Here is a 16,984-nt window from a genome sequence, read left to right on the forward strand (position 1 = left end):
CTACTGGGCCTCGTCAAAATCCAACTCGTAGTCCCAATCGGCGATCGCTTGGTCGACAAATTCTGGTTCGGCAGCCTGTTGTCGTGCGAGTTGGTTGATCACCCACAACGCGTCGAGTGCCGAAGCGAAACCGTCACCGTTGACGTCATAGAACGAAGGCGGGCCGACCGCATCAGTGATTTCTACGAAGCGGCGTGTCGACCGATCAAAGACGCTGCCGACCGCAAGCTGATTGATGACTGTCAACGCATCAATTGGACTGACGGTTTGCGAATCGTTCACGTCATATTTGTCGACCGGGTTTTGCCAACCGTTGGTCGAGTCCAAGCGAATATCGCTGACCTGAACTTGGCTGGCATCAACTCCGAATCCGGCGAGATCAAACGACAGTGTCGTCGTTTGACCACTGATTGAATCCGGAAGCGAAACGAAGACATCAAACGGTTGACTGAAATCAATGACGGAGCCGCTACGCTTGTTCCCTTCGATAGAAACCCCTTCGGCGAACCGCAGCGTCCCATCGGCTTGGATATTCAAGATCGCGTCACCACCAGCGATCGAGTCAATCAGACCAAGTTGGCTGGTGCCAGTGCTACTACTGAGCAGACCGACTTCGAAGACTTCTGGCGGGTGCATCGGGGAACCCGAGTTCACGCCGGAATCGAGCTGCAATCCGCTGATCGTGAACGACAAGGTGTTCTTGCCTGCGGGAACCACAAACGCCTGCGAAAGGCTCGACAACATGGAAGTGCCTTCTTGCAATGTCACCGAACCGGCTTGAATCATCGTCGTCCCAATGGTCGACCAGGCAAAGTCGTCGGCAAGCGGATCGGTTTGGGTAAACGCGACGTTGTGAAGTCTGGCGTTGACGACGGTCGGATCGGTGATCGGCAAGTCAACAAATTCTGGTTCGGCGGACGACACCGATCTTGCCAAAGTCACGTCTCCCCGGCGAACTGTCTGCGCAGTGTTTGTTGACCGCGAGCCACGGTTCTGTTGATCGAGATTCCAGATCGCGGCGACGGGCAGCACGTCTGATTCGGTGAGAGACTTCACGACGGCCGGGTCGATTCGGCCACTCATCACTGCGTCGGAATGAAAATCGCTATCGAGCTCGTTCCCATTGCGTTCAAGACGCAGCTCGCGATCACTCAGGTGATAGACGATCCCCTGTTCGTCACTGTCAACGAAGTAGGCAAATCCTGGGGTTGTGGCATCGAAGCCGAATGCATGACCGACTTCGTGCAGTAACACTGATTGCAGGTCATAGCCACTGGCAGACCATCCGAGCCCTGCGGCATCGGCATCGACCATGATGGTCGCCTCTGCTGGGCGGCCGAGTTCGTCACGCCGTAGGATCCGAGTGTTAGCGAGCGCTTCACCGGCAAGATCATCAAAACCGAACTGAATAGCGACATTTGGAACGACGTTTATCGCATCGATCCAAGTTTGCATCGCTTGTAACCCAAGTTCGTCAACCTTCACGTCCAGATCTTCGTCACTCGATGGAATCGTGCAAACGTTGATGTGATCGAACGTTCCATCGAATTCTGCAGGCAGGTGCAGTGGGCTGTAGACCGTTGACGCGACGACCTCCAACGCCTTCGAGACCTGCAGTGGCGCGGGAACATTGAAGTTCCTGTCGAGTACAAGGAACTCGGACGTTCCGACAAAAGCGCTACCGGTGATCTGCACACGCTGAACCACCGATTGATAGGGATTGATACGCTCGTAAAGTCGTCGCAAGACACCGTCACCGAGTGCCGTTTCCAGCTGGGTAGAGTAGGAGAATAAGTATTTGCGTGCGTCGGTAGCGATGTAACCGTGCGCCCCCTTCTTGACTGGATGCCCCGCATCGAATCCATCACGCACAAGTTCTCTGAACTCATCCACGTCCTGTTTATAGAGTTCCACCAACTCATATTTTCGATGTGAATTCTCGTAGGTATCAAACGATTCTCGAAGCGATTTGAGCTCCGTTGTTAGCGCCGCATCATTGTTGGAAATGGCACGTGCGATCCGTTCATCGAGCTCATTTTTGGCAAATTCGTAGAACTTATTGATAGCGTCTGCACCGACAATATCCTTTTCTTTAACAACGCCTAACTCACCCGTCTCAGGGTTGATTTTGTCCTTGTCAAAGACCTTTTCCTTCTGCTTTGCAATTAGCTTTTCATATTGTTCCAAAGTTGCAGTCGTAAAGTTCAAGTCAAAATCACTGAGCGGTCCGAGGGGAGTTTTGAACAAGTCAGAAACGATCCGCCATGCGTACGCATACCGCTCCCCTTGCAAAACGCTGAACGGTGTTGACTTTCCGGTGACAATATTGGTCACCCAATCAGCCCGGAACAGAAATTGATCGATCGATGCTCCGAATGATCCCCGCTCGAATACACCATTGATTCCTAAAGCTTTGCCTTGCTCTGAGAACGCGAACTGTGCGGTGATCTCTGTCATCACCGGATTGCGAACCGATTTTTCATCGATAATCCGAATCACCTCGGCAGCTTCTTTTCGCGACAAACGGTTTAGTTTGTCAGTAACCGATCCTGTTCCAGGTTTGACCGAGTCGATGGCCTCGTGCATGACATTGTCAAGCTTATTCCAGACGTTCGGTAAGCCGATGCGGCCTTTGTGCCCCATAAATTCACTGAGCGATTTTGAGAACTTGGCCAGTCGAGGATCGAGTGACGACGAAGCGAGCTTTTCGAGCTTTTTCGCAACAGCACTCGTTTGCCCGATTTTTCCTTGAACGTCCGGATCTTTGAAATCCAGCATTCTCTTGGCAAGACCATCTGTTTCGTGGAACAGATAGTCTTCTGGTCCAGGGGCATCGGGCTTGATGACCTCGTAGTAGTTTGGCGCGATCGGCTCTTTGATAAATCGAGATGACTCGATCGTTTTCGAAATGTCCTTCAGACGCTCGATCTCCGCAGCAGTCAGCCCCTTCAACCTTTCCTTGGTCGACGGCAGATTGAAAAAGTCATTGACTTCTTTTTCGACCTTGTCGAAGTTGTAGTCTTTGTCTCGTAACTTGTACTTTAGGCCCTCGAAGTCCAGCGAATCCTTCCGAACTGCCGCGATCAGTTCGTCGTACAAGGCCGTTGGATTAGTAATGCCTTTCAACAACGATTCAATATTACCTACACCCGGACGCCTGCCGCCCAACTTTCGCAAGACGCGGCCGCCTGTTCGCACGATGGCGGATGACGCTGCTTTTGCGGCTGGGGCGGCGATGAATTCACCGATGGTCGTCAGTGCTTGAGCGCGGACTGTCGCATCATCCGAGAAGAATTGGTTTGGCAGATCCACGATCGCATCAATGGCAGCCTTTGCCACCGCAAGTGCGCCTTGCTGCTCGAGCGCCATCGCGACTTTTGAATAACGTTCTCGCTGAGCACGCTCACTTGGTAAGCCGTACCCTTCCATCGAAACCACCGCGGCATCTGCAAACATCGCGCCGACATCCAACAGTTCATCCGCGACGGTCAGGAATGTCGCCGCACTGACCGCAGACCAGAACATCAGTCGATTTTTCGCAATGATACCCCAGTCGGAAAACGGATCGGCATTCACAAGCTGGTCGTACTGCTGGCTCATCATGCGTGAGTCAGCAGAAATCGCACTCAAATGCGAAGCAATCGTCTTTGATTGGCTATTTGTATAGGCTCCCAACTGGTTTAGCGTTTTATAGCCAGCCTGATAGACGTTTTCAATCGACAGTGACTTGAGTGTTTCCGGAGAGGTAAACACGCCAACCGCCAGCGATGCGTAAAAACCGGTGAGTTCGATGACTGGCTTTAGATCTTTCGCGATCGCGGCATTGATGTTGGATGTGTTTTGGTCGATCGACAGCTGAAATTGGCGTGCTCCATTGCCGAGAGGATTTGCTACACCACTTCCCCAGACGCGCGCGACTCTGCCACTGTGCGAGGCCGCGACGTCACTGGTAACGCTGGAACTACCTACAGGCACGGCTTTTAAACCACTGGGGTCGACCATGTTGACCGGATCGCTTCCGGCATACCGATAGAGGTTCGCATCGCCTCCTAGGAATCCACTGGGATCGGCCGACAAGAATCGTCCCGTCGAAGGGTCGTAGAAGCGGGCGCGACTGTAGTACAGGTCCAGTTCAGGAACAAACTCGCCCCCGGTGTACAAGAATCTTGATTGTGGCCCGTTGGCCTGTTGCGAAAGCATGACGCCGTAGGCACCGTAGATCATTTTGTCGATCATGGACGCCTGGGGATCCACAATTAGGCGGGTGGACTTTTGACGGTCGTGCAACAACCAACTGAAATCGCCGCCGCCAAAGTCTTGTGCATGAACCGAATCGGTTTCGGATTCACTCAGGTAGACGACATCAACGGTAGCAATGTCATTGGTGTCCACTAAGACTTCTGCGATCAAATCGGCGCCGTCATAGACGAACAGCCGTTCTTCGCTGACCGCCAGAGGCTGTCCGGGCTCGGCAACCTGGAGCGTTTGTTTGACGCGGCGATCTAAGCCGTCGTACAGTAAATCCAGTTGCCAAATCGGATTGCCGTCTGAATCTTTCATCGCAACACGAGTCAATCGATTGCGGTGATCCCAGTGCAGCTCTTTTGCTTGTCCGGTCGATTCATCGGTGACGCTAATCAAGTTGCCTTCGTTGTCGTAGCCCAACAGAAGGTCGCCGTTTGAATCGAGTCGGTTGCCATCCCCAACAACAAAACCATCATCAAGACGGTTTCCGGCTTCGTCATAGACATAGCCTTCGTTGTCCAGAGCGGTCGTGTCGTATTGCACGCCGATCAAGCGATTTGCATCATCGTATCCGTACGAAACCAGGCCATTGGAATCCGTCGCAGTCGCCAGTTGGCCGTCTGCATAATACGCGTATTGGAATGACTCTAACGTTACGCCGCCCGCGTCATGGATCATTGACTCCGTCAGTCCGCGGTTGTTTCGACCGATCGTTGTAACAATGTCGTCGTTTCCATTTGATCGTCGAGTGATCGCGGAATAGACATTGGCAAGGTCTGTCGCATCGGTCAATTCGATCGACTTTTCCGAAACAAAACTGCCGGATTGCTCCACACGTTCGAGCTGGTGGGTAGCCGGATTGAACACATATTGATTGACAACAAATGGTTCGTCCTGACCGACCAATGAAACTGCGGTCTCGGTGCCCCGGCCAAGCTGGTCGGGAGTGTGAGCGAGCTGAAACGATTGGTTTTCGATGACCAGGGTCTGATGGATCAACCGGTCGGATGCGTCGTTGCTCAGTTCTAGATCGACGGTGGTCCCATCACTATCGATCCTGGTGACGCGGCCGAGAGCGTCGACCTGGAAATCAATCGCGCCGACTTGAGTTCCACTGGGATCAAACCAAGACTCGGTCACCAGATCACCGGCAAAGGTATGCTGGAATGTAGACCGACGACCGTCACGGTCAACCATCGCTACGCGTTCGCCTTGAGCGTCAAGGGTGTACGACTTTGTGCCGAACCGATTCGTCTCGGCAATCAAGCGTCCCTCACCATCGTATTGATACGCCGTGACTTCACCACCAGCATCGGTCAGGCCAATTAAGTTGCCCGCCGGGTCATATTCATACTGCGTCGCGTTGCCCACTGGATCGATGACTTCGATAGTTTCGTTGCGGGCGTTGTAGCGATACTCCGTTGGCTCGGCTCCGTCAGCTTCGAAGAAAAACCGTAGATTGCCGATTGCGTCAAACTCGTAGCGGACGGTGTTGCCGTCACCATCGGTGGTCTGACTGAGGTGATTTCGAGCATCGTACTGATGACTTTCGGACCAGTTACCCACCGTTTCCGATTTCAGGTTTCCTGACGCATCATACGTCAAGACGCGGTCCGGTTCACCGACCGTTTCGATTTTGCTTTGCCGTCCAGCTTTATCAAAGTGCATGACCTGGGCAACGACTCCGGTCGCATCGGTGATGGCAATGGTCGGACCATTCGCCGTCGTCACGTAGTTCCACGACTGCACCATATCGCCACCGACCTCGGACGATTCGATCGTCCTTAGAGTCCGTCGCCCAACGGCATCGTATTGGTAAGTCGTACGATGCCCTAGTGCGTCGATCAACTCAACAAGATCGCCGTTGTCGTTGTAGTCCATTTGCGTGACGCTGATCCGGGAAGCCGCGGTGGTTCCGGTGTCACGACTGACTTCGGTTGGCTGGTTTGAAAGGTTGTAGACGTAATCGATCGCATAGTCGTCACCTCCTTCGGGAACCTCACGGACAACATTGCCAACTTCGTCGTAGAACAGTTGCGTCACGAGATCACTGAACCCTGGTGTGACAGGAACATCGATCGAAAAGTCTGGCGTCGCTGCCGAGCGATGGACTTCGGTGACTCTACCAAGCCCGTCATAATGCGTCGTGCTCGCGAAAAACTGTCCCGTAGGATCACGTGGATCGGTTTGTCGAATCAAGCGTCCGAGCAGATCGTACTCGAACGTCACCTTCGATTCAGAATCGCTGCCAACACCAACGGTTTGCACCAAGGGAAGGGAGCGTGCGTCAAACGTCGTCTCGTGAACATTCCCCACCGCATCAACAAGACGCACCAGATTGGCGACTTCATCGTAGGTGTATTCTGTTCGATCTCCGAATGGATCGGTAACGGTTAGGATACGCCCCATGCCGTCAAAGGTCGTCGTTGTCTCGTTCCCACGTCCGTCCTTGGTCATCGTCGTGTTGGTGTCCGGATAGAACGTCCTGGACACATCGCCTTCACCATTAGTGAGCGACGTTTCACGATCCATCGAATCATAAGTTCGTCGTGATGTACCAAACTTGTCAGTCGCCACCACGAGGTTCCCGTACCGATCCGCGGTGTAGCGGATCTCATCGCCGACAGCATCAATGATGGCTGCGGGATAATTTAGGTCGTCGTATTCGAATCGCGTGACGTAGTCTTCGCCGCCGAAATCTTGCTCCCAGATCAAGTTGCCTGATTCATCGTAAGCGGATTTTTTGAAGAGACGTTTTGGGTTCAATTCGGTTCCGCCAAGCGTTGACGATTCGATCAGAAGCCCACTGGCATCGAATACGAACTGATCTTCAAAACCCGCACCGCGAGAATCGATGTAGCTCGCTAGATAGCCAGCCGCATCGTAAGTCCACTGTTCAAGCTCACGATCATTGTCGGACACTGTCCGTCCGCTGAAACGGTCGACGCTGCCAATTTGCTCGTCAACCGTGTAGGTGTAGACAGTTGCATATGCGGGACCACGCGGATCGATTTCTGTAGCGATTTGCCCGGCATTGTCATACCTGTACTGCGTGACCGCGGCAGGCCCTGGATTCAGCTCCGTACCGGTCGGCACTGAGGTCTGCACGACACGGCCGATCCCATCGTAGATCGTCTCTGTTGTGTAGTAGTCGCCTCGGGCATCAGTGATGGCGATCACATTGCCGGAACCATCGTACTTGTAGGTCGTAGAATTGTGTTCGGCATCAGTTGCCACCCGGACGCGATTGGCAGCATCGTAAACGGATTCGAATCGAATCGTATTGCCGTCCGAATCGAGCAACGGCCCGACGGTAGCGGTCTTGTTATTGACCGCGTCGTATTCCAACTCGATGGTGTAGCCTTCGGCATTTGTCGTCGATGTCAGTCGATCGTTTTCGTCAAAGGAATGCCTGATGATTCGCTCGGCAGCATAGGCATCCGCCGCATAGCGTTCCTCGATCACATTTCCGTTGGCATCGTAGACGTACTGTGTTTCATGCCCGGCAGGGTCGATCCGTGAGATCTGCCGACCGGCTGGATCGTAGTCGTAGGTCATACGCAGAACTTGCCCGTCAAGTCCGGCACGTGGACCTTCGGTAACAATCAGGCGTCCAACGTTGTCATAAATGTACTTCTCGGTCGACGGTGCGAGTGGTTCCGATGGAATTCCGCGTGGCCGGTCGACTTGGACGACCCGATTTAATTCATCGTAGGTGGTGTAGGTCGTGTAGTACTGTCCGCGAGGATCTTGGCTCGCGATTTCGTTGTTGTTCTTGTCGTATGAATAGACCCACGTTGCGACCGGGCCCGGTGCCGACGGCGTTCCGGTGTTATTTGTCCGCGATGTCAGATTGTTCGCACCGTCGTACGTCGATGAACTATCAAAGAAACTGCCGCGCGGATCATAGGAATGAATCACATTGCCGGCTTCGTCAAAATCGAATCGCGTTCTCAAAACGCCAAAGCCATCAAATTGACCGGTACCATCATCAGCGAGCGGAACCGCCGTTTCCTGGTGGATTGCGATACGACGATTCAACACGTCGTAGTCGTACCGTGTCGACACCCCGCGTGGATCGGTTTCGACAAGTAAGTTGTCGTTCAGGTCGTACTGATAGGCGGTTGTCAGTGTTTCATCGTTTCCTTCCATTCCCGAAGGTCTGACAACTTCGATCAGATTACCACGAGAATCGTACTGCAGCGTGGTTGTCCAAAGTGCCGGGTTGGCCCCGGCACGAGGGTCGACGATCGACGTTTTCCGGCTCGCCGCGTCATAGCCATAGCGCGTCGTGTTTCCTTCGGCATCGGTCAACGCAATCATGCGATTTGCATTGTCGTACTGCATCACTTTTGTATGCGTCAGTCCTTCGGCATCGGCGATGGAGATTCCCGTGCAGAACGACAGACCTGCATTCGGCATGATTTCTGCAACCACATTTCCGGCCGCGTCGTAGACGGTACACATGGTGTGCCCCATCGCGTCGCTGGTTCCGATTTGGCGATTGAGCCCGTCGTAGTGAAAGACTTTGGTCTCGCCCTGAGGATTGGTTACCGACGTCTGGTTGTTTGCGTCGTCATACCCGTAGAACCACGTGTGTCCCTGCGCATCCGTTTTTGATTCCAGTCGGCCTGCGGAATCGAAGGCGTAGGTTGTGAACCAGTTCGGGTCTCGAGCGTCGTATTCTTTGACAATATTGCCAACACCGTCGTACTCAAAAACAACAGATGCGAGTCCGTCTCCAGAAGGCTGTATGCGTTCGATCAAACGATCGAGCTTGTCATAAACAAACTGAGTCGGCGCGATCGTTGGACGCGGATCGGATTGCAGCACCAGATTTCCGACGTCGTCATACAACGTTGTCACACTGATTGCTGATCCTGTTCCGAACGCTTGAATTGTTTCGCTGAGGAACAGTCGATCGTCGTACTCGTAGCGTGTGATCGTTCCTTTGGCGTCGGTGAAGGTTTCGATTTTGCCGACTTCGTTGTATTCGCGCTGCGTCGTTGCCGGAGTCTCGGAACCGGCGCCATCGATCTGCGCGACCATCCGATTGAGTTTGTCGTATTGCCACTGTGTGTAGACGTTGGTCCCGGGTTTTCGTTCAGAAAGCTTGTTTCCGAGCGTATCGAAGACCTGGATCAACTCGACTTTCCGATCATCACCGATATCGTTGCTGAGCGGAATCGTTGTGGTTTGCCGACGTCGGTCGCTTGACCAAGTGTTGGTGACCACATAGGTGTCGCCAGACAGGCCTTGATCTTGGCCAGGGATTGGACGAGTGATCGTCGCGACGGCGTCATATTTATCATACGTGTAGGACGTCTTGTTTCCTTCCGGATCAATCACCTCCGTCACACGCCCCATGACGTCGTACTTCGTCTCGGTCGTATAGTCACTTCCGTTTGCAAGTGAGTTCCGTGGATCGGTGACCTTTGTCTTGCGACCGACTTCGTCGTATTCATAGGTCGTCGTACGACCATCAGGATCGATTTCACGGATCAACCGTTTAGCGCCGTCGTATTCAAACCGGAAGACATCAGTCGTGTCACGGGCATCGTCAACCTGCAAAATGTTGCCTTCGCCGCTGTACGTAGTCTTTGTGACACCGCCTTCTGGATCGATGGATTCGACGACACGTCCGAATTGATCGATGATGTTTGTGGTGGTGTGTCCACGCTCGTCCGTCGATGTCTTCAGTTGCCCTTCGGGATAGTACGTAAAGGTGGCTGGCTGGGCGGCACCGTTCGTTTCGCTTTCCAATCGATTCCGCGAATCGTAGGTAAATTCACTACGGAATTCGTTTGCCGTATTGGGTGCAAGTACGGTGGCTATCTTATTCCCGCTGACGTCATATTCATGCCGAGTCTGTTGGCCTTCGGCGTTTGTCATCAATGCAACTTGGTTGAACAAGTTGTAGAGATATTTGGTTGTTTGGTTCTCGGTGGAGTTATAGATCGTGGTTTGAAGCACGCGGTCGGCGTGGTCATAAACCGTTTCGGTCCGCATGTCGGGCAATGGGCCAGATTCTGCGGTGACACGCCCTCGGCCATCGAGCGTGTTCGTGATCACACCGCCGTGATGAAGAACCACTGAAGTCGTCCGACCGGCATCGTCAATCACATAGGTCGTCTTACGTCCGAGAGTGTCGTAGCTCGCGATCGGTTCGTTGTACTCGTTGTAGACCGTCGCGATGACGGATCCATCGGGCTGTTTGATCAGGTGCACATCACCGCCAGCCTGTCCGGCCACACCGTAGCCAATGTCAAACTGCCCAAGGGCGTAGGCGTATTCAGTCGTCAGATCGAGTTCACCGACCGCTTCGATCCTGGTCTTTTGCCGATCAAGAATGTCCCACTGCGTTGTCGTCGTAACATCATCACCATCGACAGACTGAGTCTGATTTCCGTGTGCATCATATTCGTATGTCCGAGTCACCTCAGGTGCTTCCGCCAAACCTCGTTTGGTTTCAGAAGTGATGCGATTCATTGCGTCGCGGGTGTACTCGGTTTCGAAGCCGTTGGCATCGATCACGCTCTTGACGTAGCCGGATGGGAAGTACGTGTAGGTACGTTTTCCATCTTCGAAGATCAGCTCCGTCATCAACCCTTGCGAGTTGTAATTTCTGTCGATCTGGTTTCCGAGCGCGTCGGTGGCGACATCCGGCAGATAACCATGCCCGGAGTCATACGTGTACTGCTGGATCGTTTGAGTCGGGCTGCCTGCCGGTGCGTGTGGATCGCTGATTGTGGTCCGAAGAATATTTCCCTTGGAGTCAAGCGAATGTAATGTTTCACGTCCGACCGCATCGATGATTTTGACCGGGATGTTGTACGACTCGCTGTACGAAAACTCAGGGTCGTAGTCGTAGGCGATCGTCTGCGTCGCGGGTGATCCATCGGGATAGTCGGTCTGCGAAACGACGTTGCCGAGGAAGTCTCGTACATAGCACGTCAAATTTCCGACGGCATCTTTTTCCACCAACACACGACCGGCATTCAAACCGCGTCCCACTTGTTTGGTCTGGCGAGCATCGTCTCGCGAATCATGGTACTGACCGAAATTGGTCATCTTGAACTCGCGACGAGTGCCTTTGAAATCCGTGTGCATCGCCGAAGCTGTATAGCGAACCGCTGACGACTCCGGTGGATCGCCGCCACACTGGCTCACCAAATCTTCGCTCAGTTCCGCCGTCGCGGGACTGGAAAGCACATGCAGTTCTTCCGCCTGAGTTGGATCGGAAATCTTTTCCGGATCCGCCAGGAACATGACCTGGGCCGCGGTGAGAGTTGTCGTTTTCGAATCGACACGGGTGCCGCTTTCGAAACGCCCATTCACGTCGTTGTATTCATACGTCTCTTTGAAACTGCCGGACAACGGATCGGTGTTGTCATTGCCCCGAGGCAGCGTTTGCCCCGTCATCAGGTGATCACCGATCTCTGGATCATCTTGATGGACATACTCGTATTGGAAGCTCAGTTTCGCACCATCGGGATGAACAATCTCCACGAGATTGCCGTCAGTATTGTCGATCCTCGTCGTTCGATTGATCGGATCCACGACACTGGTCAGATAGTCCCCGGAGTAAACCAATTTTGTCGTCAGTCCAACCGGGTCGGTGATTTCGACGAGCTTGCCATCCTGGTGAATGAATTGTGTGGAGTTCCCGTTTCGATCAGTTGATGATTCCAGATAGCCATCTTGGTCGAAAACCTGTTCGGTACCGTCGCGCAGCCGACGATAAAAACGATTGTTTTCGAACCGCAATTCGCTGTAGTCTTCGACCGTCGCGGTATAAAGATTGCTTCCGTCTTGCGGGGCCAGATAGATGTGTTCCAGCCCGTTCCCGTCGACCAACAATACCCCGGCATCACCCGGATACATCCGCAAATAGCCTTCGAGATTCCAGCCACCGCCGAATGGACTTTCGGTCTCATTCACAACGGCCTCGATCGACGTTTGTGAAACGATTCGGCCGTCGTAGGAATCCCCGTTTCGACGCATCAAGCCATAGCTGACTTCAAAGGTGTAAAGCCCCGTCGGCGCGTCGGAAAGGTCCATTTGCAAACCGACGCCATAGGTTTCTTTCGGCTGTGCTTTTGGCAGCTTGAAGTACGCGTAGCCCTCTTGCAGACCTTGCGACTGTGCAGTGGCAGCATCGATACCGTCGGAGCTGTATCGCTTCCCATCGGGGCCTATGGCGGTCACTTGATAGGCAAGGCGATCGTTGGCCGTGTCGTAAGTGACTTTGTCGAGCGACGTCAGATTCAGGTGGTGAATCGGACGCGGGTCGGCCCGCAACGAGTCATAGTGCAGTACCAATCCGCGGTCTGTTTCGAGACTGCGATAGGTCACCAACGGGACGCTTCGCTGAACCGCCCCCGAGTGAACCTCCACCATCGCGTTCACACCCGCTTCGACTTCTAAAGGCCGGGACGGGAATCCCAGCATCGACGGCGTCTGGTTGTACGGTGTCGGCGCGAGTCCCAGCAATGTTCCCGACGCTGCCGGTTGCACAGAAATCCCGCGTGGTAAATTTCCACCTGGAAGCGGCGCATACTTGTTAGGTGATTCTCCATCGGGCCCCACATTGGGCACGCCGTAGGCCAGTGCAAAGTCGCCACCGAGATCAATCGTATGGAATCGAAAGTCTGCCGCGTCCGCAAGCTTGGGATCGACTCGGTCAATCGGCAGCGTCGAGAGTGGACCGCGCAGCAATCTTGACAATGGTCCATCCGCCGCCGGATCTTCACCGATCTGGCTCCAGGAGGGCACCGATTCGCCAGTCGCTTCCGATTCGATCAAAGCGATCATCGAACTGAGGTCGTAACCGGTGACGATGTCCTGTGCCTGCTGTGGGGCGAGCACCATTCCGCTTTGCAGCGAGACGGCGATGTCATCGGTAAATCCATTGACGATCGGCGTCGTCGCGGCCACCAATCGAGGCCTGGTCAGCGGATCATCGAAATTACCGAGGGGATTGCGAATGAAGCCGATCGTTCCACCCGCCGCGATCAACTCAAACTGTGTCTGACCTGACGCGTCTGTTTGGGAGGCGTTGTATGCAAAGAAAGGTCCAAGCCCCGGATCGTGCTTCGGATCGCCTTGGACAAACTGACGATATGCAGAGACGACCGCATACGCGGGGTGCTTTCCGATCTGTGCTTCAAACGTATTGGCCGGAATGTACTGCACACCTTGTGCATTGCTGACGCCGTGGACCTGAGTGCCACGGCCTTCGACCAAACGTGGGATCGCACCATAACTTTCAAAGTTAACAGTTTCATATTGCCATGGTCCTTCGTCCTGTTTTCGAATCACGGTCAATCCGAACGAATCGGCAACCCGGTCGGTGACAAGCATGACGCCCGCATCGTCAGTCGCTGATAGTTCATAAGGCCCAGGGCCGACAACCGTTACTGCTTGTTCGTCGTTGCCGGGATCAAATGTCAACTCCGATAAAAAGTTGCCGTCTTCGTCGCGAAGCGGTACCGACAGCACGACGCCTTCGGTTCCGCCACGAACGTTGAACAAGTCTTGTTTTGGTGCCGCAACAAACAGTCGATTACCTTCGCTATCAACCGCCAAGCCACGCAATCCAATCACGCCAACGGTTCCGACGCCCGAGATTGTTCGCGGGAATGCGACCGTTTGGATCGTCTGGTGGTAAGTTGACGAGTACGGATCGGTGTCGATCACATAGACGCTCGCCGAGCGGTAATCCGAGACATAGAGGCGTCGACCTGATGGGGCAAACGCCAAATCGAACGCCTTGGCGCCTTCAGGCAACTTGATGGTGTTGACGCCCAATGTTTCAGGCTTTTCGTCATCATCCGGGATGGTGTCGATTTGCTGAAGTGCGACGGTGTCTACTACCGCGACCATGCCTTGGTCGATCGTCACATAGAAACGCGCCCCATCGGGGCTTGCGGTGGTCTTTCGCGGCGTCAACGTGGACGTCGCTTGTCCATTCACAAGATTGATCGACGCACGGGTAAATGGGTTAAGCTTCGTGTCACCGTCTGGATCGGTGACGGTACAAGCAAGGTCGAACTCTCCGTCAGTCAGTGTTGCACAAATGTCATAGATCAAGACGGCTCCGTCGGCCCCCGAGGCAACCATCGCGTAGCGTTGGTCGGCCAGGAGCTGGACAGGATTGCTGGTCAGTTCCTGGCGTCCGAATTCATTGTCAACCGGCAAATCCATTGGTCGAGTGACTGTAATGATCGTCCCAGCGACTTGAGCTCCGACAGGGACTTCAAAGCTCAAGAAATCACCGTCCAACGTCAGCTTGTCACCCGGAATCCGAATGTCCTTGCCACCCAAGATCAGTGGCGTGCCGTCGGTGTTGAACGTATCGCGGGCGCCGATTTCGATCGTGACATAGAGATCCTCGACCTTCGAACCAAGCGTCGATCCGTCGAGTTGCGGCACACCCTTGTACGGATTTGCCATCACGAATTCCGATCCTTCCAATTTCACAACGAAGGATCCGCCGTTTGACGGCGGAATCAATTCGGCGCCGATTACAGTGGGTGGGGTACTGCGGGTTTGCGAACGCGGCACCGAAGGCAACACAATGTTCGGAATCGTGCCGGACTGGATACTGACGTTTTGGTTCGCAGTCTCAACCAATCCAGAAGGCGTGGTCTTGTATTGGGTCAAGACATAATCGATGGAGTAAATTGCTGGGACCAGGAAAGTTCCCAGCGCATCATTGGCAGCATAGAACTTGCTCGAACCATCGGTTGCGTCGTCGATTGCCGCATCCATGCTGACGACTGCATCACCAAACTGTGCGTCACCTGCTGTCGAAATCCGCGTGCTCAAATCCGACATCGCGCCAAGAGCGGTGAACAATCCAGGGCTCGCGGCGAACATCATTCCCGACGGACTGAACTTGAACAGGCTATTGTTGCCGTCAAGGATTCTTCCGGACACGCCAACGTTTGGCGGACTGGTCGTATGCATCTGGCCGTCATCGCCGACGCGCATCACATCCACGATCATCCATGTCGTCAGCGGGTCAGTTCCTTCGCGAAGCACCTCGACTTCACGGAACAGATACGTCACATCCCCAGCGGACAAACCCGGACCGGCTGGGATCGACACCTGCAGCGGATAATCCGCTTGGTTGGGGATCCCCAAAAGCTCTGCGCCACCCGCAAAACTGAATCCGGGCGGGAGGGCGAACGGCAGATCGGTTTCGGTTGCGGCGCCAATACTGATGTCAATCGTACTGTCCAGTGCGCCCATCGGAATTCCAACCAGAATGCCATCGTCACTAGCAATCAGACCACCTTCGGGTCCAACGATCGTATCGCTCTTCGCCTCGGCGATTTGGAATTCGGTTTGGTATGTCTTACCGCCTCGAACGACGGTGACTGCCGTCGTGCCAACGGTCAGTGCCGTCAAGACACCATTCGCATCGATTGCAACGACCGACGGGTCTTCGATCACATAATACGTCTCCGCATCGGCCGTGACATCGACGACATTCTGTTCAAGTCGCTGGCGCACCACAAACGGACGTTGTTCGCCCGGACGCAAAACGTAGCTGCCGGGATAGACGTCAACAAATTCTCGAGCCGCACCACCGACGTTGATCGCTGTCGCTGTCGAGAGCCCAAATGCGCTGACTGCCAATGCGCCATTGCCAATATTTGATCCGACCACGAATCCAAGGTCTGTGACTTGGAAAAGGTCAGGGGTGAGCGATTCGAATTCGATATCGTTCGCGGAAAGCCTTTCTTTCGTTCCATCGGCTAGGATCCCGAACACGCCGATCTTGATCGTTTGCCCCAGACGCACGGACGGATCTAATTGACTCAGTTCGAGCGATTCGTATCCACCCGACAGCACTTCGATGCTGCGGTTGAATTCTGCGGATTGCAAGACGCCATCATCTGCGACCAAGGTCAGCGAGATGTCTCCTTGCGAAATGCTCGGGCTCACCAGAACAAGGCCACCGCCTAATGCACGCACCGTACTGTTGGTTGCTGAATCAACCGTCGCCCAAAACGCTTCGCCTTCCGGATCTGCCCAGCCTTCCGTCGCAGAGACGACGAACTGTGATCCTGTTCGCACAAGCAGTGGCTCGCCGGATTCATAAACAGGAGCTTGATTGATTTGTAGACCGAATTGTGAACGAAACGCCGCAAGATCCAGCTCGTCGACCGTCCCATCGCGATCGGCATCGGCCTGCACAACGTATTCGGGGTCCCCAAAATCTGAACCCAACGCGGCATCAAGCAAACTGCTATCTGTCGCATCAAGTTGCCCATCCGCATTCACGTCGCCTGCAAGGTAAATGACTGCGGTAAAGTCTTCGCCAGTCGCCCCAGAGATCGAAAGTTGATACGTTCCAGCCGTTTCGATCGTAAAGGTGTTAACGCTGCGATCGCCTTCCGCGACTTCTGTTCCGGCAACGAGACCATTGATCGCGCCCGTCCCATGATCAACATCAATTCCAAGGGTGATCGTCCCGGACGGACTCGAATTGAGTTCGCCTTGTGTGATGGTGAAGGAGTAATTCGATGGCGACTGTTGATGGGTTCCGATGATTGGTGCAGCCAGTAGTTCTACTGTGCCGCCAAGATGCGGCTGCAAGGGCGAGACATTCACACCGGTGTCGTCGTAGCTAAACGAGGTTCCCGCTGCGCCCGAAACGGCAATGGTCCGCAGTCGATGTTCCGCGTCATAGCCATAGAACGTTCGCCCTGAATTACCCAAGTCAACG

1 protein-coding gene (cut by a window edge) is annotated in these 16,984 nt (G+C 54.1%); it reads right to left on the reverse strand.

Features of this window, described 5'->3' with window-relative positions:
• Positions 1-16,984, reverse strand: the 3' portion of a protein-coding gene (locus CGZ80_RS03595) for a putative Ig domain-containing protein (RefSeq protein WP_143543723.1). Its footprint extends 7,193 nt past the window's final position; the window shows 16,984 of its 24,177 coding nt (coding positions 7,194-24,177); its start codon lies off the right edge, out of view; it ends in the stop codon at positions 1-3.

The sequence above is a fragment of the Rhodopirellula sp. MGV genome (genome assembly GCF_002251265.1).
GTDB lineage: Bacteria > Planctomycetota > Planctomycetia > Pirellulales > Pirellulaceae > Stieleria > Stieleria baltica_A.